General features: G+C 73.7%; 15 protein-coding genes and 1 pseudogene. 7 read left to right on the top strand and 9 right to left on the bottom strand.

The genetic code is table 11. The annotated features are described in order from the left end of the window. Positions 1-9: 9 nt before the first annotated feature. The 3 genes from AC4IJH_RS35245 to AC4IJH_RS35235 form a co-directional block, all read right to left on the bottom strand. Positions 10-1,230, bottom strand: coding sequence for a cytochrome P450 (locus tag AC4IJH_RS35245; protein ID WP_490856043.1), 1,221 nt, complete (start codon positions 1,228-1,230; stop codon positions 10-12). Positions 1,231-1,401: 171 nt separating this feature from the next. Continuing rightward, positions 1,402-2,022, bottom strand: coding sequence for a TetR/AcrR family transcriptional regulator (locus tag AC4IJH_RS35240; protein ID WP_490856042.1), 621 nt, complete (start codon positions 2,020-2,022; stop codon positions 1,402-1,404). A gap of 139 nt (positions 2,023-2,161) precedes the next feature. Next, entirely contained in the window at positions 2,162-3,337 is a 1,176-nt protein-coding gene (locus tag AC4IJH_RS35235; protein ID WP_490856041.1) for a CapA family protein, read from the bottom strand. 184 nt (positions 3,338-3,521) lie between these two features. Here AC4IJH_RS35235 and AC4IJH_RS35230 point away from each other — a divergent pair, with 184 nt between their 5' ends. Beyond that, complete coding sequence (locus tag AC4IJH_RS35230) at positions 3,522-4,481, top strand: aminoglycoside phosphotransferase family protein (protein WP_490856040.1); 960 nt, start codon at positions 3,522-3,524, stop codon at positions 4,479-4,481. Between the two features lie 171 nt (positions 4,482-4,652). Here AC4IJH_RS35230 and AC4IJH_RS35225 read toward each other — a convergent pair whose 3' ends face one another. Next, positions 4,653-5,117 carry an RICIN domain-containing protein gene (locus AC4IJH_RS35225; protein ID WP_490856039.1) on the bottom strand — a complete coding sequence of 155 codons (465 nt, stop codon included), beginning with the start codon at positions 5,115-5,117 and terminating at the stop codon, positions 4,653-4,655. Positions 5,118-5,270: 153 nt separating this feature from the next. Between AC4IJH_RS35225 and AC4IJH_RS35220 the strand changes: the two genes are divergently transcribed. After that, entirely contained in the window at positions 5,271-6,302 is a 1,032-nt protein-coding gene (locus tag AC4IJH_RS35220) for a helix-turn-helix transcriptional regulator (RefSeq protein ID WP_490856038.1), read from the top strand. A gap of 30 nt (positions 6,303-6,332) precedes the next feature. Here AC4IJH_RS35220 and AC4IJH_RS35215 read toward each other — a convergent pair whose 3' ends face one another. Beyond that, on the bottom strand, positions 6,333-7,487 hold the full coding sequence (locus tag AC4IJH_RS35215) for a DUF6777 domain-containing protein (protein ID WP_490856037.1): 1,155 nt from the start codon (positions 7,485-7,487) through the stop codon (positions 6,333-6,335). Between the two features lie 190 nt (positions 7,488-7,677). Beyond that, the gene (locus tag AC4IJH_RS35210; protein ID WP_490856036.1) at positions 7,678-9,855 is read right to left on the bottom strand and encodes a restriction endonuclease; all 2,178 of its coding nucleotides are present in this window, start codon (positions 9,853-9,855) and stop codon (positions 7,678-7,680) included. 262 nt (positions 9,856-10,117) lie between these two features. On the opposite strand from AC4IJH_RS35210, the gene AC4IJH_RS35205 reads away from it, so the two are divergent. The 4 genes from AC4IJH_RS35205 to AC4IJH_RS35190 are packed head-to-tail and all read left to right on the top strand — an operon-like array spanning position 10,118 to position 13,532. Further along, on the top strand, positions 10,118-10,894 hold the full coding sequence (locus AC4IJH_RS35205; RefSeq protein ID WP_490856035.1) for a triose-phosphate isomerase family protein: 777 nt from the start codon (positions 10,118-10,120) through the stop codon (positions 10,892-10,894). A gap of 36 nt (positions 10,895-10,930) precedes the next feature. Continuing rightward, complete coding sequence (locus AC4IJH_RS35200) at positions 10,931-11,431, top strand: RpiB/LacA/LacB family sugar-phosphate isomerase (RefSeq protein ID WP_490856034.1); 501 nt, start codon at positions 10,931-10,933, stop codon at positions 11,429-11,431. Positions 11,432-11,484: 53 nt separating this feature from the next. Continuing rightward, entirely contained in the window at positions 11,485-12,498 is a 1,014-nt protein-coding gene (locus tag AC4IJH_RS35195) for a zinc-dependent alcohol dehydrogenase family protein (RefSeq protein WP_490856033.1), read from the top strand. Continuing rightward, positions 12,495-13,532: an NAD(P)-dependent alcohol dehydrogenase gene (locus tag AC4IJH_RS35190; RefSeq protein WP_490856032.1), complete on the top strand. Its 1,038-nt coding sequence runs from the start codon at positions 12,495-12,497 to the stop codon at positions 13,530-13,532. Before AC4IJH_RS35195 ends, AC4IJH_RS35190 begins: the two co-directional genes overlap by 4 nt. Before the next feature lie 54 nt (positions 13,533-13,586). On the opposite strand, the gene AC4IJH_RS35185 is transcribed toward AC4IJH_RS35190, so the two are convergent. Continuing rightward, the gene (locus tag AC4IJH_RS35185) at positions 13,587-14,795 is read right to left on the bottom strand and encodes a glycoside hydrolase family 88 protein (protein ID WP_490856031.1); all 1,209 of its coding nucleotides are present in this window, start codon (positions 14,793-14,795) and stop codon (positions 13,587-13,589) included. A 122-nt stretch (positions 14,796-14,917) separates the two neighbouring features. Here AC4IJH_RS35185 and AC4IJH_RS35180 point away from each other — a divergent pair, with 122 nt between their 5' ends. Then, positions 14,918-16,093, top strand: coding sequence for an acyl-CoA dehydrogenase family protein (locus AC4IJH_RS35180; RefSeq protein WP_490856030.1), 1,176 nt, complete (start codon positions 14,918-14,920; stop codon positions 16,091-16,093). Positions 16,094-16,123: 30 nt separating this feature from the next. Here the strand turns inward: AC4IJH_RS35180 and AC4IJH_RS35175 are convergent, their stop codons facing one another. Together AC4IJH_RS35175 and AC4IJH_RS35170 are read right to left on the bottom strand one after the other, a co-directional pair. Then, positions 16,124-17,689, bottom strand: coding sequence for an AMP-binding protein (locus tag AC4IJH_RS35175; protein WP_490856029.1), 1,566 nt, complete (start codon positions 17,687-17,689; stop codon positions 16,124-16,126). A gap of 581 nt (positions 17,690-18,270) precedes the next feature. Beyond that, a pseudogene (locus tag AC4IJH_RS35170) lies at positions 18,271-18,967 on the bottom strand (DUF6297 family protein); the annotation flags it as partial.

Genomic DNA, 18,967 nt, shown 5'->3' with positions numbered 1-18,967 from the left:
TCGGGGGTGTTACCAGGTGACGGGCAGCGCGTGGCAGCCGTAGATGGCCATGTCGCCGCGGAAGGGGATCTGCTCGACGGGGACGGCGGGGCGCAGGCCGGGGAAGCGGCGCAGCAGGGTGCCGATGACGACCTGGAGTTCGACGCGCGCCAGGGCCTGGCCCAGGCACTGGTGGATGCCGTAGCCGAAGGCGACGTGGTGCTGGGCGTTGGGGCGGGCGACGTCCAGGCGGTCGGCGTCGGGGAAGACCTCCTCGTCGCGGTTGGCGGAGGGGACGGCGACCACGACGCCCTCACCGGCCTGGATCGGCTGTCCGCCGATCTCGATGTCCTCGGTGGCGACGCGGCGCGGTCCGTTGCGGATGATGCTGTGGAAGCGCAGGAGTTCCTCGACGGCGCCGCGCAGCAGGGTGGGGTCCTTGCGCAGCCGCTCGGCGGAGTCCGTATCGCGCATCAGGGTCAGGGCGCTCAGGCCGATCATGTTGGCGGTGGTCTCGTGCCCCGCGATGAGCAGCAGCCCGGCGAAGGCGACGACATCGGCGCGGCTGATCTCGCCGGGCCGCTCCTGCTCGGTGATCAGGCGGCTGAGGATGTCGTCGCCGGGGGCGGCGTCCTTGGCGGCCACCAACTCGCCGAGGTAGCCGCGCAGTTCGGCGCGGGCCGCCTCGCGCTCCTGGTGCGGGACCTCGCGGGCGAGCAGGGTGCCGGTGAGCTTCTGGAAGAGCTCGTGGTCCTCGTAGGGGACGCCCAGCAGGAGGCTGATGACGAGGGAGGGTACGGGCAGCGCGAGCGCCTCCACCAGGTCCACCGCGCCGCCCTCGCCGTGCTCGCGCTCCATCGCGTCGCACAGCTCGTCGGTGATCCGCTGGATCTCGGGGCGCAGCGCCTCCACCCGCTTGACCATGAACTCGCGGGTCACCATGCGGCGCAGCCGGGTGTGCTCGGGCGGGTCCATGCGGATGAAGCCGCGGTGTTCGGTGGTGGCGCCGCCGGTCATGCCGCTGCTGGGGTAGCCGGGGCGGGTGGTGTCGGAGCTGAAGCGGACATCGCCGAGGACGGCGCGGATGTCGGCGTAGCGGGTGACGAGCCAGGCCCGGCTCCCGTCCGGCAGCGAGATCTTGGTGACGGGCTCTTCGGTGCGCAGCCGGCCGAACTCGGCGGGCGGGTCGAAGGGGCAGCCGGCGGGCGGGTCCGTCGGCAGGGGGGCGAGAGAGGTGGTGGGGAGTGTCATGCCGCTCCTTGCGAGCACGCCGGCAGGGGGCGTGCGCCATGAGTCGAACGTTCGCCTAACACTCGTAAACTTACATCTGTAATGCGTGGGCAAAGAGACGGGGGTGGGTGACGGACGGTCCGTCACCCCCCCCCCCCCCCCCCCCCCCCCCCCCCCCCGGGGGCCGCTGACTCAGCGCTCCAGCAACAGCCCCAGGATCTCGTCCACGAAGCGGTAGAGCCGCCTGCTGTCCTTACGGCTGGGCATCACCTGCCAGAGCATGACCCGCCCGTGCACCGCCGACCACAGCACGTACGGCGCCTCCTCGCGCGCGCCGCGCACCCGCCAGCCCGCCGCCTCGCACGCTGCGAGCGCCGTGTGCAGGGCGCGCACCAGCGCCGCCGCCGGGTGCCCGGCCAGCCGCTCGTTGTCCACCGGGGTCTGCCGGGTCTCGTACAGCAGGCGGTACTTGGCGGGGTGGTCGACGGCATAACGGCAATAGGCACGCAGCTGGGCCCGCAGCCGCTCGTGCGGATCGCTCTCGTCCACCTCGGCGCGCGCCTCGGCCATGGCTTGGGCCAGCCGCTCGTAGGTGATCTCCAGCGTCGCCCACACCAGCTCGGTCTTGTCCGCGAAGTGCCGGTAGATGCTGGGCGCCGCGACGCCCGCCTCGCGGGCCACCGCCCGCAGCGACAGGGCGTCCTCGCTGCCGACCTCTTCGAGCAGCCGCTCGGTGGCGCTCAGGAGCTCCTCCCGCAGCCGCTCGCCCTGTCCGCGCGGATTGCGGGACCGTACGGCCGCACTCTCGGTCACCGCCGGTACGCCCCTTTCTGGTTTCTGGTCTGTCTCGTCTTCGGGCTTGTGGAAACCCGCCGGCCCGGCTCGGAAAGCGGCGCGCGGCGGGGCACTCAAGGGTTCCACACCGCGCCGCCGCCCGGCCCCGGGGCCGCTCTCACCTGCCCATTCTCAGCCCGGCAGCGGCAGCTCCCCGGCTGAGCACGGCCCGGCGGATCGCCTCGCGCACGCCCGCGAAGCGGGGTGTGGCGGCGAGGTTGACCATGCGCAGCGGCGGGCCGTGGTCGCAGAGCTGCGGTACGAACTCGGCGCGGGCCACCTCCCAGCGCCCGCCCGCCTTCTTGGGCGGCACGAAACGGAAGCGGGCGATGCTGCCCCAGTTGCCGCGCGGGCTCTCCATGATCCCGGCGATCTGGTCGCCCATGCCGTACACGACCCAGGTGCCGTTGACCTTCTCGTACGGCTGCGGGGTGTGCGCGTGGGTCCCGATGATCAGGTCGATGTCGGGGCGGCCCGCGGTCCGGGAGGCGGTGAGGGCGCGGGCGAGGGCGAGCTGCTGGGCGTCCGGCTCCGTCCGGTACTCCGTGCCCCAGTGCGGGCTGACCACCACGATGTCGGCGCCGGCCCGGCGCGCGGCGCGGGCGTCGTGGATGATCCGCCGGGCGTCCAGGAGGTTGACGCTGAACGGCTTGCCCGCCGGGAGCGGGGTGCCGTTGGTGCCGTAGGTGTAGGCGAGCTGGGCGACCCGGGCACCGCCGGGGGCCTGGAGCAGCGCGGGCCCGGCGGCCTCGGCGGCGCTGCGGGCCGAGCCGACATGGCGCAGCCCGGCCCGGTCCATGGCGTCCAGGGTGCGGCGCACACCCGCCGCGCCGTCGTCCAGGGTGTGGTTGGAGGCGGTGGAGCAGGAGTCGTAGCCGGTGGCCTTCAGCGCGGTGACCAGCTGGGGCGGCGCCTTGAACAGCGGATAGCCGGTGAACGGGCCGCCGGGCCCGCCCAGCGGCGTCTCCAGGTGACAGATCGCCAGGTCGGCGGGCGCGATGACGCTCTTCACCCCGGCCAGAATGCGCCGGAAGTCGTATCCGGTCCCACCGGCGTCACGCCGGGCGGTGCGCAGGACGGAGGGATAGGAGGCGATGACGTCCCCGGAGGCGACGAGGGTGAAGGGCCGCGGGGCACGGGCCTTGGACGCCGTGGCGGGCCGGGCCACGGACCCGGCGGCGCCCTGGTGGCGGCCGCCCGGCGAGGCCTGCTGCGGAAGGTGCCGCTCGGTACCGCACCCCACAGCCAGCGCGACGAGCAGCGCGACTGCTCCGTACCGTCGATAGACGTTCACGCCTGACAGATATCAGCCGAATTGCTCAATTGATTGATAATTCGTGCCGCTTTCAGACACCCAGCGACCGATATCGCCCGGACAGCGGCCCGGGCCCGCGCCCCCGTCAGCGGGGAACTGCGCGACCAGCCGCAATCGGCCCGCAGTCGGCCGACCGCTCCCGCAAAGCGCCTACGCTGCACGAATGGCCCACACCACCCCGCTCCCCGACCCCCTCGTCCCGCCCGCTCTCCCCGTCGTCGCCCACATGGGGAAGACCCCCTCCGGCCGCGCCTGGCTGGACCGCCTGCCCGCGCTGCTGCGCGACGTACAGCAGGAGTGGGAGCTGCGGCTCGGGGCGCCGATCCACGGCGGCAGCTGCTCGTGGGTGGCGCCCGCCGAACTCCCCGACGGCCGGACCGCGGTGCTGAAGGTGACCTGGCCGCACCGCGAGGCGGCCGGGGAGGGCACCGGGCTGCGGGTGTGGGACGGCAACGGCGCCGTACGCGCGCTGCGCCAGGACCGCGAGCGCTACGCCCTCCTGGTGGAGCGCTGCACGCCCGGTACGGAGCTGGGCGCGGCCCGACTGCCGCCCGAGGAGCGGCTGTCGCTGGCCGCCGGACTGCTCTCGCAGCTGTGGGCCGCACCGGTGCCGCCCGACGGCGAGCTGGAGCGGGTCGCGGACGTGTGCGCCGAGTGGGCCGATATCACCGAGGAGCGCATGCTCCGGCTGCGGCCCGGCTACGACCGCGGGCTGGTCGCGCTCGGCGCGGACCTGCTGCGCAAGCTGCCCGCCACCGCCACCCGCGAGGTGGTGGTGCACGGGGACTTCAACCCCGGCAACGTCCTGGCCGCCGAGCGCCGCCCCTGGCTGGCCATCGACCCCAAGCCCATGGTCGGCGACCCGGGGTACGACCCGTGGCCGCTGCTCTCCCAGGTCGACGACCCCTTCGACGACGAGGTGCACCAGGACCCGCTGCCGCTCCTGCGCGAGCGGTTCGCCCTGGTGGCCGAGGCGGTGGGCGAGGACGCGCAGCGGCTGATGGCGTGGGCCGCCGCGCGCTGTGTGGAGACCGCACTGTGGTGCGCCGACCACGACGAGGCGGACGACGGCGCCGATGTGCTCCACGAGGCGCGGGTGCTGGCGGATCTCGCGGGGCTGTAGGCCCTGTCGTCCGCCGGGCGGGACTTCGACGCCAGGCCCCGGTCACCCCTGGGGCGTTGTCCGGCCGCGCCGGGTGCGCCCGGCGGTCCCCGGCGCGGCCGGCCGTGTGCGGTCCGTGCGGGTCCCGGCACCCACCCCCGCGGGGGCCGGGACCCGCTGCTTGAGGGACCGTCAGGCCGGGGGCGGCGGCAGCTTCCAGACCTGCCAGGCCACCCCGGCGCAGTTGCGCAGGTTGATGCCCGCGTGCTCGCTGGGGTCGCCGTTGTTCTGGATGGCCAGGCACTGCCCGTTGACCTGCGTGATCAGGTGCTCGTCGGCGTAGTCCCAGCGCTGGTTGGCCTGGCCGTGGCAGTCGCCGACCGCCTGGGCCGGCGCGTTGGGCTCGCCGTTGCGCACGTCCAGGCAGTGCAGTTCGGCGCGGTTGCGCAGCGTCCTGCCCTGCCAGAACCACTGCTGGCTGCCGATGTCCCGGCAGTTCTGCACCTCCACGTTGTCCCCGTTGGTGGCCAGGCACATGCCGTGCAGGCCGCTGCGGATCGCGAAGTCCCCCGCCGCCCCGGCGGGCGTCGCCGTCATGCCGGTTGCCGCGCCGGAGAGCCCCATCACCAGGGCCGCCGCTGTGAGTCGACGTCGCATCACTGACTCCCGTTCTTTCCTGTCGGTCCGGTACCCCGCGTCGCCGTCTGTCGGCGGCTGTCACCGTGGACCGGTTACGCAACGAGCATCGCTTGTGCACCCGGAGTGAGAAATCCCGAGAACCGGGGGGTTGACCACGGGCATACTCGGTGCATGACACCGCAGGTGGAGACGGTCCACCGGACGGTTCCGGCAGTGGCGGGAGAGGCCACCACCGTGACCGAGCTGGGCCATGAGGTCTCCCGCCAGATCGGGCGGCTGGTCCCGCACGACGGCTATATGCTCTCCGGCCACGACCCCGTCTCACGCATGGGCTGCTTCCTGGCCCGGGAGCACGGCTACCACAGACAGTCGCTGCCCCGGCTGCTGGACGACGAGGCCAACGGCCGTGATCTGCACCCGTTCTCGCAGCTGGTGCGCGGCCCGTCCCGGGTCGGTGTGCTGGGCTGCGGCGCGCCCGAGGAGCGGCGCAGCCCGCGACTGCACGACATCATGGTCCCGCAGGGCTTCGGCAGCGAACTGCGCATCGCGCTGGTGATGGACGGCGTCATGTGGGGCACGATGCTCCTGCTGCGCGAGCGCGGCCGCCCCTCGTTCTCGCCCGGCGACGCCATGCACGCACAGCTCCTGGTGCCCGCTCTGGTCGCCGCCGTCAAGCGCTTCGTACGACAGCTGCCGATGTCCGCGCTGCGCGGGGCGCCGGAGCCGGGCGTGGTCATCTTCGGCGGCGACAACAGGATCAGGGCGGCGACGCCGACGGGCCGCGACTGGCTGCACGCCTGTGTGCCCAACCTCCAGGTGCCCGAGGACGACCTGGCCGTGGTGGTGTGGCACACCACCTATGTCGCGCGGCACTGCCCGTTCCCGGCGCAGACCCTCATCCCGACCACCGCGGGCTGGATCGCGGTGCGCGGCCAACTGCTGGGCGGCGGGGCGTCGGACGAGGTGGCCGTCACCGTACAGCCCGCCACCGCCGACCAGTTGCTGCCCGCCGTGGCCGCCTGGTACGGCATCACGCCCCGCGAGCGCGGCGTACTGGAACTGGCGCTGGAGGGCCTGCCCGCCAAGCAGGTGGCCCGCCGACTGGGCCTGTCACCGCATACGGTCAACGACCACTTCAAGGCCATCTACCGCAAGACCGGGGTGACCTGCCGCGAGGAACTGATCGCGCGGCTGTGCCGGTGAGGGGCGCACCGGCCGCCGTGCGCCCGGCCGTCATGCGCCGACGCGGGCCCATGTGGCGCAGTGCTCCCGCTGGGCGAAGGTCACACACATGCGCAGGCTGTTGGGGTCGGTCAGCTCCCAGACCGCCTGCTCCGGGCTCAGTTCCTCACAGGTCCAGTAGTCCGAGGTGTCCACGAGGCCTTCGAAGCGCGGGCCCTTGCCCGACATGGTCCACAGCTCCCGGCCCTCGGGGGTCACACAGTTCTTACCGCTGAGGATCTCCTTCAGCGCCACACCGGAGTACGTGTCGGGTCCCGTCGCACTGATGCGCATCTCCGAGGGCCCGGCCCGCCAGGTGCCGACGATCTCCGGCGGGGGCGGGGCCGTGGTGGGGCTGGGCGGCGGCGTCGTGGAGGTCTCCGGCACCGGGGTCGGAGTCGGCGCGGGCAGCGGCGGCGGAGCGGGCAGGGTGACGTCCGAGGCGACGTCGCTGCCCGCCGGGCGGCCGATGCCCTTGCCGCTGACGACGTCGGTCAGATGGAACCGGCCCTTGCGCGGCGGCTTCTTGCCGGGCTTGACGGTCGTGGTCTTCTTCGGGTCGTAGCGCTTGCGCCAGTCCGCGTCGCCGATGATGTCGGGGCTGATCTGGTCCGGGCGCACCGAGGGCGGGGCGAGGGGATTGCCGCAGTTGCACTTGACGACCGGGCGGCCCAGGCGGTCGATGAGCACCGCGATGCCCGCCTCCAGCAGGGACTCGAAGGCGGTGGCCGCGCCCTTGCGGAAGCCGTGGTTCTTCACGAGCGTGTCGTTGCGCAGGAGTACGGGGGTCAGCGGCCTGACGTACCGGGTGATGTCCTTGGCGTCGATGCCGTGGATCTTCGCCCAGGCGCGGGCCTTGCCGGCGTTGCGCGGGTCGGTCAGAAAACGGATCAGGCCCGCCTTGTCGCAGCTGCTCTTGTTCAACGTGCCGCCGTACAGGCCCGCCACGTCGCCGGTGCGGACCCCGCCCGCGCCCCCCGGGCCCAGGCCGCGCCGGTCCGTGCCGAGGGACTGGGTGAAGAAGGGGTCGGGGCCCAACTCCCCCGCGGCCACCGCCTTGACGTCGGCCCCGGAGTCGCCGTTGCCGCAGCCGGTGGCGGTGAGCGCCAGGGCCAGTACGGCTGCCGTCAGCGCCGCGACGGCCCGTGGTGGGATGAACGGTGCCATGGTGTCCCCCTCCGCGCCCGGCAGCCCCGGTCCGCAGTGCCGGGACACCCGAGCGGTCCTCCCACCATGGCCCCGTACGGACGGGTACGACAGACGCTCCGCCGGCTCGCCCCAGGCGTGCGGTAGCGCCCGGCGCTCCGGGCGCGCAACCGCGCGCTGCGGCTCACCGGGCCCCGCCGGACACGGGGGCTCAGGCCACCTCGATGCCGAAGTCCTGGACCAGTGCCTCCAGTCCGCCCGGATAGCCCTTGCCGCCGATCACGAAGTCCCAGTCCCCGCCCGCCCGTCGGCGGAAGGAGCCGAGGACGAGGGCCCTTTCGCCGCGTCTGCCCTCGGAGACCTCCAGGGTGCCCAGCTCGGTGCCCGCGGCGTCCAGCAGCCGGATGCTCGCCTCGGTGAATCCGGACAGGTCGGCGTCGGGGTCGGCCTGCGGGTCGATGGCGGCGACCAGGACGAGGCGGTCCGCGCCGGAGGGCAGGTCCTCGAAGCGCACCTGTACGGCGGCGCGGTCGGGCGCGAAGCCGGGCAGCATCCGCACCGAACCGTCCGGGGTGCGCGGGTTGTTGTAGAAGACGAAGTGGTCCTCGCTCAGTACGGCGCTGCCCCGGCACACCAGGGCGCAGACGTCCAGTGCGACGGCGCCGGACCAGTTCATGCCGAGGATGTTGTGGTCCTGCGGGGACTCCTCGCGCCCGGCCGGGTCCTCGGGGGCGGCCCGCGGGGAGTCAGGGTGCGCCGGTGCGGACGCGGCGGCGGGCCGGTCCTGCGGCTCGGCGGCGGGTTCCGGGCCGGTGCGCTGCGCGGGGACGGTGGCCTCGCCCAGCCGTCCGCGCAGCCCGTGGCGGGCGAGCAGGTCGATGAGTTCCGGCCCGGAGATCAAGGTCAGCGGCTTGCCGTTGGCGAAGGTGTGGGCGCCGGGTCCGAAGCGTGAGGTGGTCACCAGGACGCCCTTGTTGGCGCCTTCGGACTGGACGGTGCCGTACAGGTCGCGGACGGCGGTGGGCGGGACGGTGTTGCGGTAGCGCTTGACCTGCACAATGATCTTGCCGCCGCGGATGGGGTCGGGGTCCAGCGCGTCCACGTCCACCCCGCCGTCGCCGGAGCGCTGGGTGGTCACCGCCTGCATGCCCATGGCGCGCAAGAGTTCGGCGACCAGGTCCTCGAAGGCGAGCGGGTCCATGGCGAAGAGGTCCGGCTCCTCCTCGCCGCCGTGCCGCACCACGCCGCTGCCGACGTCACCGGGCAGGCGTCCGGGGCGTACGGCGACGCCCTGGTCGGGGCGCGCGGAGAGCTGGCCGCGCAGCCCGTCGGTCAGGCAGTCCACGGCGCTGACCTGGGCGAGGTTGAGCGGTTCGAAGGCGCTGCGGGAGGCCATGACGGTGGCCAGGAAGATCTGCGCGGGGCGGCCGGTGGCCGGGTCCACCCCGTCCACGAACCCGTTCAGGGCCACCGAGTCCAGGGTGTGGAAGGCATCGGCGGCGAAGAGGTCGCGCAGCGCCAGCAGCACGCACTGGGCGAGGACGTCGCGGTACAGGGCCCGGCGCTGGGCGGCCGGCCTGGCGGTCTCCTTGTCCTGGTCGGCGCCGGGCATGTACCGCACCGACTTGGCCTCGGGCACGATGTCGTAGCCCGGCAGCTCCCAGTCCAGCACCAGCTGACGGGCCATCGGGTCGTACGCCGCCGACACCTGGTGCGGGAAGCCCTCGGGCCAGCCGGTGGACGCGTACAGGGCCGCGGAGAAGTACTCCACGGCCGCCTCCGCCTCGCCCGCGCGCAGCCGGCCCAGCAGCTCCTCGATCCCGGCGTTGTGCGCCCTGACCGAGGCCAGCTGTCCGGCGGCCCACTGGTCGTACTGCCGCCGGTAGTCGGCCAGTTGCTGCCGGCGCTGGTGCTCGGCTGCCTGTGCGGCGTACCAGTCCCGCTCGTAGCGGGCGTGTGCCTCCTGCTGGGCCTGGGCGCGGCGGGCCGCTCCCCAGCCGCCGCCCTGGGGCTGGTACGCGGCGGGGTCGGGCAGCGGGATCGGGGTGGCGAGCCGGCCGGGCGCGAACTCCTGGACCTGCTCGGGCTGTTTGAGCGAGGCGGCGCTGAAGGCGGGCGCCCGGCAGCCCTCGGCGAGCAGGCCCGTCAGGGCGGCGACGCGGGCCTCCAGCTCCTCGGTCCTGGCCTGGGCGTCGGCCTCCCGCCGGCGGCGGTAGGCCTGCTGGCGCTCCCGGTGCATGCGGGCCATCGCCCGCTCGGTGTCCCGCTGCCGCCGCTCCTGCTCGCGCAGGTCCTGTGCCCGCTCGCGGCGCTGCGCCTCGTGCTGGCGTTGCTGCTGGCGCTGCGCCTCGGCCCAGATGGCCACTAATCCGTTGGAGCGGCGACTCATGTGGATCCGTGTCCTCCCCTCGGGGCGGCCGGTGCCCGGGCCCCGCGTCGGCGCGTTCACCTGCGCCGTTCCGTCGATATCGCTCCGACTTTAACGGGATGGTGATATGCCGCCCACCTCCGGGTTGAGGGGGCCGGCCGCCGGGGCGGGGCCGGGGGCCGCAGCGCGGATGCCGCGGCGGGAACACCACAGAAATCACACCGATCCCGTGATGTTCACGTCTTGATTTGAGAACTTCACATGTGATTTTGTTGGAAGCATCATGAACGACGTGATTCCCGAGGCCTCCGCACCGGAGAGACGACCGGTGGTCGGGGTGTCCCTGAAGCTCTACTTCGGCCTCGCCGAGACCCGGAAGTGGCTCGCGGAGCTGGCCGGGCTGTCCGGCACCCTGGCCGCCCTCCCCCGGCCCGTCGACCTCTTCGCGCTGCCCGCCTTCCCGGCCCTGGCCGACGCCCGCGAGCTGCTGGGCGCCACCGGCATCGGGTACGGCGCGCAGGACGTGCACTGGGCCGAGAGCGGCGCGTGGACCGGCGAGGTCTCCGCCGGGATGCTCGCCGAGACCGGCGCGCGCTATGTGGAGGTCGGCCACGCCGAGCGCCGGGCGCACTTCGGCGAGACGGACCAGATCGTCGCCGCGAAGACCCGCGCGGCCACCCGCGCCGGGCTCGTCCCCGTCATCTGCGCGGGCGAGCGCGACGGCACCGACCTGCCAACTGCCGTACGGGAGACGGTGACCCAGGTGCGCTCGGCGCTCGGCGGCGCCGTACCGGGCAGCGCGGTCATCGTCGCCTACGAACCGGTCTGGGCCATCGGCGCGAGCCGTCCCGCGCCCGCCGAGCACGTACGGACCGTGGCCGCCGCCGTGCGCGCCTGTCTGCGCGAGCACGATGGGCGCGGCCGGGTCATCTACGGGGGCACGGCCGGACCCGGCACCTTCGAGCAGCTCTCCGGCAGCGTCGACGGGCTGTTCCTGGGCCGCCGCGCCCACGACACCGAGGGCCTGCGCACGGTCCTGAAGGAGATCTCGGCGGCCTGAGCCCCGCCGGTGACATCAGCGGACGAGGAGACAGCGATGCAGCACACCACACAGGGCGCCGCACAGCAGGCGGCGGGCGGCGGCAGCGGCCGCGTCGCCGTCGGCTGCGACGACGCCGGAACCGCCATGCGGGACGCGATGGTCGCCCACCTCACCGAGCGCGGATACCCGGTCACCGACCTGAGCGCGAGCGGCGGCGAGGACTACCCCGACGTCGCCGAGCGCGTGGCCCTGGGCGTGGCGCAGGGCACGTACGAGCGCGCCGTCCTGATCTGCGGCACCGGCATCGGCATGGCCATCGCGGCCAACAAGGTGCCCGGCATCCGGGCCGCGCAGATCCCCGACAGCTACAGCGCCGAGCGCGCCCGCAAGTCCAACGACGCGCAGATCGCCTGCTTCGGCGCGCGCACCATGGGCGTGCAGGCCGCCCTGGTGTGCCTGGACCACTGGCTGGCCGCCGACTTCGCGGGCGGCCGCTCCGCGCCCAAGGTGGAGAAGATCCGGCAGGTCGAATCCCGTAATCTGCGCGCCGCTTGACGCGACGTCATGCAGTGCCGAGGCCCCAACCCTTGTGAAAGGCGGTAACGACCATGCGCGCAGTTGTCATCGAGGAGCCGGACAAGATGTCCCTCACCACGGTCGCGGACCCGGTGCCGGGGCCCGGCGAGGTCGTCCTGCGGGTCGCCGCCGCGGGGCTGTGCGGGACCGATGTGCACATGCTGGCGGGCGAGTTCGGGCCGACGCGCTACCCGGTGATACCGGGGCACGAGTTCTCCGGCGAGGTGGTCGCTATCGGCGCGGGCGTCACCGCGTTCGCCGAGGGCGACGCCGTCGCCGCCGACCCGGCCATCTACTGCGGCGCCTGCCACTTCTGCGCCATAGGCCGCGGGAATCTGTGCGAGCACTGGGGCACCGTCGGCATCACCGTGGACGGCGCCTGCGCGGAGTACGTCAAGGTGCCCGCCCGCAACTGCTACCGGCTGCCGCGGACGGTGGCCCTGGAGCACGCCCCGCTGATCGAGCCGCTGTCCACCATCGTGCGCGGCTTCGACCTGGTCGCCCCCAAGCTGGGCGACCACTTCCTGATCTACGGCGCGGGCACCATGGGCCTGCTCTACCTCCAGGTGGCCCGGCGCGCGGGCGCGGCCTCGGTCTCGGTGGTCGACACCAACGCGGCCCGCCTGGAGGTGGCCCGCACGCTGGGCGCCGACGCGGTGGCCACGCACGCGGACGCCCTGGTGGCGGACCACCCGCGCGGCTGGGAGGTGGTCACCGACTGCACCGGCAACGTCCGGGCCATCGAGGACGGGCTGACCCGGCCCGTGCGCGGCGGTACGTTCCAGCAGTTCGGCTGCGCCCCCGACCAGGAGACGGCGCGCTTCTCGCCGTTTCGCATCTACAACGACGAGATCCGCATCGTCGGCAGCATGGCGATCCTGCACAGCTACGGGCGGGCGGTGGAGCTGCTGGGCAAGGGCGTCGTCGACTGCGAGACGATGATCACCCACCGGTTCGCCCTGTCCGAGTACGCCACCGCCCTGGACACCTTCGGGCAGGGCACCGGGCGCAAGCTCCAGATCGTGCCCGGCCTGGCGGCGTCATGAGCGCCCTTCCCGCCACGATGCGGGCCGCCGTCCAGCGCGGCCCGCGCACCCTGGCCGTCGAGGAGGTCCCGGTCCCCGCGCCCGGCCCCCGGCAGGTGCTGGTGCAGATCCTCGCGGTGGGCACCTGCGGCTCGGACGTCCACTTCTACGAGGAGGGCAGGCTGGGCAGCTGGGCCGTGCGGGGGCCGCTCATCCTGGGCCACGAACCCAGCGGCGTGATCGTGGCCACCGGCGAAGGTGTGACCCGGCGGTCCGTGGGCCAGCGGGTCTCCATCGAGCCGGGGACGCCGTGCGCGGCCTGTGAGCAGTGCCGGCGGGGCCGCTACAACCTGTGCGAGGCGATGCACTTCTACGCGATGCCCGGACAGGCCGACGGCGCGTTCGCCCAATTCGCCCTGGCCCACGAGGACTTCGCGCACCCGGTGCCCGACCGGGTCTCCGACGAGGCCGCCGCACTCCTGGAGCCGCTGTCGGTCGGCGTGTGGGCCAACGAGAAGGGGCGGGTGCGGCCCGGCGACCGGGTGCTGGTGACCGGCGCGGGGCCGATCGGCCTGGTGGCGCTGCAGACGGCGCTGGCCTTCGGCGCGAGCGAGGTCGTGGTCAGCGACATCAACCCCCACCGCCTTTCCCTGGCACGGGAGTTGGGCGCCACCGCCACCCTCGACGCGACCGCCGCACCGCTATCCGGGAGCGGCTTCGAGCCGCAGGTGCTGCTGGAGTGCTCCGGCTCCGGGCCGGCGACCACCGAGGCCGTCGGCCAACTGGCCCGCGCCGGGCGGGCCGTACTGGTCGGCATGGGCGGCGAGGAGGTCACCCTCCCGCTGAGCCGTGTGCAGAACTACGAACTCGAGGTGACCGGGACCTTCCGCTACGCCCACACCTGGCCCACCGCGCTGAGCCTCGTCGCGGGCGGCGAGGTCGACCTGGACCGGCTGGTGACCCACCGCTACGGCCTGGACGAGACCGAGCTGGCGCTCACCGCGGGCGCCCGGGACGCGACCGCGGTCAAAGCGGTGGTCCTGCCCCAGCATTGACCAATGCGCCGCGGGTGCACGGGAGTTGAGACCTCCCGGGCACCGGCGGCCCGTTCACTTCCCGGTGAGTTCCGCCAGCTCCGTACCCGCCAGCAGGAAGGCGCCGACGCCGAAGTCCGCGGTGTCCTGGTAGGTGACGGGCTGGTGGGAGTCGGGGCGGTCGCCGGGCTTTTGCACGTACCCCAGGAAGCCGTCGGGGTGGACGGCGGTGGTGACCAGACCGTGCCAGGCGCGGGCCGCCACGGGCTCGAACGCGGCGGCCCCGACGAGGCGGGCGCGCAGCGCGTAGGCGGTGGCGTAGAGGAAGAAGGCCGTGCCGCTGGTCTCCGGGCCGGGGAAGTGCCGGGGGTCGGCGAGGTTCACATTCCAGAACCCGTCGGGGCGCTGGACCGCGCGCAGCGCGGCCAGTTCCCGCACGAGCGCCGCGCGGTACTCGGGGACGTCGGGGTGCCGGGCGGGGAGGGCCTTGAGGGTCTTGACGTGGCCGCCGGCCACCCAGCCGTTGCCCCGGGACCACAGCACCGGTCTGCCGTCCGGAGAGAGGATGCCGCCGGGCAGGAAGCGCTTGTCGCGGTACCACAGGCCGCTCTTCGCGTCGTGGAGGCCGGGGCCGCCCTCGGTGTGCTTGGTGTGCGAGTACAGCGCGTACAGCTTGTCCCAGTAGGCCGTGTCGCGGCGCAGCGCGCCGATGCGGGCGAACGGCGGCATGGCCATGTGCAGGGCGTCGTCCCACCACCAGTCGTCGTGCTTGTCCGGGCGGTCGGTGTACGTCATTCGGTGCAAGGACTCCTCGATCGCGGCGATCCTGGCCGGATCCGGCTCGCACGCGTACAGGTCGAGGTAGGTCTGGCCGGCGCAGTGGTCGTCGGCGTGGCGGGTGGTGACGCCGTTGTGCAGCCCGTAGCGGTGCTTCTCGGCCCAGCCTCGGGCGTAGTGGGGATAGCGCGGCTCGCGGGTGAGGCGGTGCAGGGCCATCAGGCCGCTGAAGAAGGTGGCGCGGGCCCACTGGTTGTCGCCGGGGTCGGCGTGGGCGGCCAGCCAGTGGTCGGCGACCCGGCGCAGGACGGCGGTGATCTCCGCGCGGCCGGGCAGGGCCGGTGCGGGGTGCGCCCCCGCCGGGCTCCGGCCGGCCGCCGCCGCGGGGGCCGACAGCGCGGGCAGCGCCGCCACGGCCGCCAGCGCGGCGCCCGCGGCGAGGAATCGCCGGCGGGCCGGGCGGCCTGCGGTTTCGCGCTCCGTGCTGCGCTCCGTACGTCGCTCCATCCGGCCTTCCATGGACACACCCCTCCGGGACGGGAGTTCAGGTACGCGGACGATGTTCGCTGATGTGGCGCGAGCGCGCCCATGGTGGCAGTGAAATCCGTTCAGTGGAAGGGTGGTTCGCCATGACCGACTCCCCCGCCGACCCCTGCGGCCTCTCCCCCGAGGAGCGCGCCGCCGTCGACCTCGTCCATGACTTCGTGGAGCGCGATGTACGGCCCGTGGCACGGGAGTTGGAACACTCCGACAGCTATCCGCACCACCTGATCGAGCGGATGAAGGAACTCGGGGTCTTCGGCCTGGCCGTCCCCGAGACCTACGGCGGCACGGCCGTCAGCACCCCCTGCTACGCCCTGGTCACCGAGGAGCTGGCGCGCGGCTGGATGAGCCTGGCGGGCGCGATGGGCGGCCACACGGTGGTGTGCACGATGATCCTGCGGTACGGGACCGAGCGGCAGCGCGAGCGCTGGCTGCCCCTGCTGGCGACCGGCGAGGTGCGCGCCGCCATGGCGCTGACCGAACCGGGCGGCGGCTCCGACCTCCAGGCGCTGCGCACCACCGCGCGGCGCGCCCCGGACGGCTCCTACCGGGTCGACGGCGCCAAGACGTGGATCACCAACGCCCGCCGGGCCGGGCTGCTCGCCCTGCTGGTCAAGACCGACCCGGCGGCCGACCCCGGGCACCGCGGCATCAGCGTGCTGCTGGCCGAGCACGGCCCCGGCCTGACCGTCTCGCGCGACCTGCCCAAACTCGGCTACAAGGGCGTGGAGAGCTGCGAGCTGGCCTTCGAGGACTTCGCGGTGCCCGCCGAGGCGCTGCTCGGCGGCGTGCCGGGCCGGGGGTTCGCGCAGATGATGCGGGGCCTGGAGATCGGCCGCATCCAGGTCGCCGCGCGGGCGGTGGGGGTGGGACGGGCCGCGTTCGAGGACGCGGTGCGCTACGCCCGGCAGCGGGAGACCTTCGGTCGGCCCATCTGGCGCCACCAGTCCATCGGCAACTACCTGGCGAACATGGCCACTTCGCTCACCGCGGCCCGGCAGCTGGTGCTGCATGCCGCCCGCACCTACGACAGCGGGGCGCGGGCGGATCTGGAGGCGGGCATGGCCAAACTCTTCGCCTCGGAGACCGCGATGCGCATCGCCCTGGACGCGGTACGGGTGCACGGCGGCTACGGCTACTCCACCGAGTTCGACGTGGAGCGCTACTTCCGGGACGCCCCTTTGATGATCGTCGGCGAGGGCACGAACGAGATACAGCGGGACGTGATCGTACGGCAGTTGATGGAGCGCGGCGGGCTGTGACGGGCCCGCCCGCGCCCCTCTCACGGGTCGTCAGATGTTGCTGCCGTGCCCGGCCCAGTACGGGGCGCGCAGGCGCCGCTTGAAGAGCTTGCCGGAGTCGTCGCGCGGCAGGCTCGTCTCGAAGACCACCACCTTGGGTGCCTTGTAGGACGCCAGCCGCCCGGCGACATGGGCCCGTACGTCCTCCGCGGTCAGCAACGACGCCGGTTCGGCCTCGATGTGCGCGGCCAGCGATTCGCCGAACTCCGGGTCGGGGATGCCGAAGACGGCCGCGTCCAGCACCCCGTCCAGGGTGAGCAGACAGCTCTCGATCTCCGCCGGGTAGATGTTGACGCCGCCGGAGATCACCATGTCGCTGCGGCGGTCGCTGAGGTAGAGATAGCCGTCCTCGTCGAGGCGGCCGATGTCGCCGATGGTGACATAGCCGGGGAGGCGCGAGGAGTCCATGGCGGCGCGCTTGACGGGGTCGCCGAGGTAGCTGAACCGGGGCCAGTTGTCGGAGGGCTTGAGGTAGATCTCGCCGGTTCGCCCGGCCGGCAGCACGCTCCCGTCGTCCCCCACCACCGCCACCGCTCCGGTGCCCTCCGCGCGCCCGACCGTACCCGGGTGCTCCAGCCACTCCTGGCTGTCGCACCAGGTCACCGCGCCGGTCTCGCTGCCGCCGTAGAACTCGCTGACCACCGGCCCCAGCCAGTCGATCATGGCGCGTTTGACGTGCGGCGGGCAGGGCGCGGCGGCGTGCACGACCGAGGTGAGCGAGGACAGGTCGTAGCGCTCGCGTACGTCCTTGGGCAGCCGCAGCAGGCGGACGAACATGGTCGGTACGACCTGCACCTGCTGGATGCGGTGGCGCTCGACCAGGCGCAGGAACTCCTCGGCGTCGAAGCGCGGCATCAGGGTGATGTCCAGGCCCGCGGCGAGCGAGAGCACGGTGTGCTGGCTGGGCGAGGAGTGGTAGAGCGGGGCGGGGACCAGGGTGCGGTCGCCGGGCCCGACGCGGCACAGCTCGCTGAACTTCCGTACGCCTTCTTCCAGTTGCTCGGGGGTGACCGGGTCGCGCAGCACGCCTTTGGGACGCCCCGTGGTTCCCGAGCTGTAGATGACGGTCGGCGGGCGGCTGGTGGCGGGATCCGCCAGCGGCCGGTGTCCGGCGAGCCAGTCGTCCAGGACCGGGTGGTCTCCGGTCAGGGGCGGGGGCGGGAAGCCGCAGGCCTCGGCCAGCCCCTCGGGCACCGGCACCTCGATGATCCGGGCACCGGCGGGCAGTACGGCGCGCACCGCGGGCAGCAGGTCGGTGTGCGCGAAGACGACCTTGCTCCCGCTGTCGGTCAGCACATGGCGCAGATCGTCGTTCTTGAAGTGCCAGTTGACGGGTACGGCGGAGGCCCCGGCGTGTGCCGCGGCGACCGTGATCTCCACATGCGCGGGCTCGTTGCGCAGCACGACGGCGATCCGGTCACCGGGCCGTACGCCCAGCTCGCGCAGGCCGGTGGCGATGCGTGCCGCGCGCTCGAAGAGCAACGGATAGGGGCGCTCCACGCCCGCGGAACGGACGGCGGGAGATGCGGGAGGTATGGGGGCGGGGGCACTGTCCATACGGCCTCCAATATGTCGCGGCTCACTGCTGCTTGCTGACTGCTCGCCGTGCGGGTGTGCTCGCCGTGCCGGTGTGCCCGTGCGCCCGATGCGCCGGTTCCGCGCCGTGCCGGCCGCCGGTGGCCGCGGCGACCGCGCGGCCGGAGCCGGAACCGGGGCCGTCGGACGTTTCGCACGCGAGGTGGCCTCATTGAACAGGCGCGGCGGCGCGTTTTCCAGAGCGCTGACGAGATGCCAACGCGCGGGCGCCGCCCGGGACTCCGGCACCCCTAGCCGATCCCGCGCCCACACGGCCCCGCCCCTCCCGGACATTGCGCCGTGTCTCCGCCGCGCCTCCCCCGCGTTGCTCCGCGTCTCCCCCGTGCCCCCCCGCGTCGCCCCGCACGGCCTCCGTACGGCTCGCGTACGGCCTCCGCCTGCTCCCGTACGACCCTGCGGGCCCACCGCACTCAGCCCCACACGATCCTGCGAGCCCACCGCACCCAGCCCCACACAACCCTGCCGGCCCACCGCACCCAGCCCCACACAACCCTGCCGGCCCACCGCACTCAGCCCCACACGATCCTGCGAGCCCACCGCACTCAGCCCCACGCAACCCTGCGGGCGCGCAGCCGTGCCCACCTCAGCATCGCCAGGGACAGCCCCCAGCAGATCGCCGCGCCGCCGAGCGTGGGGCCGCCGCCGAAGGCCGCCGTCAGGGACGCGGCCGCCAGGAGCGGTCCGATGGCGTACCAGATCGCGACGATCTGCGGGGCGACCTGGGCGCCGCTGGCAAGGATCCACAGCGGTGCCGGGGAGCGATAGGCGCTGAGCAGTCCGCCCGCGACCAGCAGGGGTGCCGCGCCCGCGGCGTACAGCAGCACCGCGGGGCCGTAGGCGGGCAGGGCGGGCAGGGACACGAGCCAGCCGATCGCCAGCAGGGTGAGCACGGGGGTGACGGCGTGGGCCGGGGCGTGGCGTTCGTAGGGCAGGGGGGACCAGGCCGTGCGGTGGCTGTCGTCGGCGTCCAGGCGGGCGGGCTCCAGGAGCTGGGCGGCGGCCTGGCTGCCCAGCAGGGCGCACAGCGCGGTGAGCCCGTACGGGGCGCCGCTGTGCGTGCCCGCGCCGAACGCCGCGATGCCCGCGATCACCAGGCCGAGCAGCAGCGTGGCGCCCGGCCGCTTGGGCTCGGCGAGCAGCGCGAGGGCGTCCCGCCAGGGGATCAGCAGCCGCGGCGAGCGCGGTGGCCGCCGCCGGGCGCACCAGCGGGCCGTGGGGCCGGGGGGCCGGGGGCGGCCC

Source organism: Streptomyces sp. UF-297, assembly GCF_058245575.1.
The sequence above is the reverse complement of the archived record's forward strand: the minus strand, read 5'-3'. Positions and strand labels throughout refer to the sequence as shown.

Bases quoted from the DNA above. Each gene is read 5' to 3' on its own strand.
- AC4IJH_RS35245 (WP_490856043.1), bottom strand. From the start codon at position 1,230: ATGACACTCCCCACCACCTCTCTCGCCCCCCTGCCGACGGACCCGCCC.
- AC4IJH_RS35230 (WP_490856040.1), top strand. From the start codon at position 3,522: ATGGCCCACACCACCCCGCTCCCCGACCCCCTCGTCCCGCCCGCTCTC.
- AC4IJH_RS35225 (WP_490856039.1), bottom strand. From the start codon at position 5,117: ATGCGACGTCGACTCACAGCGGCGGCCCTGGTGATGGGGCTCTCCGGC.
- AC4IJH_RS35220 (WP_490856038.1), top strand. From the start codon at position 5,271: ATGACACCGCAGGTGGAGACGGTCCACCGGACGGTTCCGGCAGTGGCG.
- AC4IJH_RS35215 (WP_490856037.1), bottom strand. From the start codon at position 7,487: ATGGCACCGTTCATCCCACCACGGGCCGTCGCGGCGCTGACGGCAGCC.
- AC4IJH_RS35210 (WP_490856036.1), bottom strand. From the start codon at position 9,855: ATGAGTCGCCGCTCCAACGGATTAGTGGCCATCTGGGCCGAGGCGCAG.
- AC4IJH_RS35205 (WP_490856035.1), top strand. From the start codon at position 10,118: ATGAACGACGTGATTCCCGAGGCCTCCGCACCGGAGAGACGACCGGTG.
- AC4IJH_RS35200 (WP_490856034.1), top strand. From the start codon at position 10,931: ATGCAGCACACCACACAGGGCGCCGCACAGCAGGCGGCGGGCGGCGGC.
- AC4IJH_RS35195 (WP_490856033.1), top strand. From the start codon at position 11,485: ATGCGCGCAGTTGTCATCGAGGAGCCGGACAAGATGTCCCTCACCACG.
- AC4IJH_RS35190 (WP_490856032.1), top strand. From the start codon at position 12,495: ATGAGCGCCCTTCCCGCCACGATGCGGGCCGCCGTCCAGCGCGGCCCG.
- AC4IJH_RS35185 (WP_490856031.1), bottom strand. From the start codon at position 14,795: ATGGAGCGACGTACGGAGCGCAGCACGGAGCGCGAAACCGCAGGCCGC.
- AC4IJH_RS35180 (WP_490856030.1), top strand. From the start codon at position 14,918: ATGACCGACTCCCCCGCCGACCCCTGCGGCCTCTCCCCCGAGGAGCGC.
- AC4IJH_RS35175 (WP_490856029.1), bottom strand. From the start codon at position 17,689: ATGGACAGTGCCCCCGCCCCCATACCTCCCGCATCTCCCGCCGTCCGT.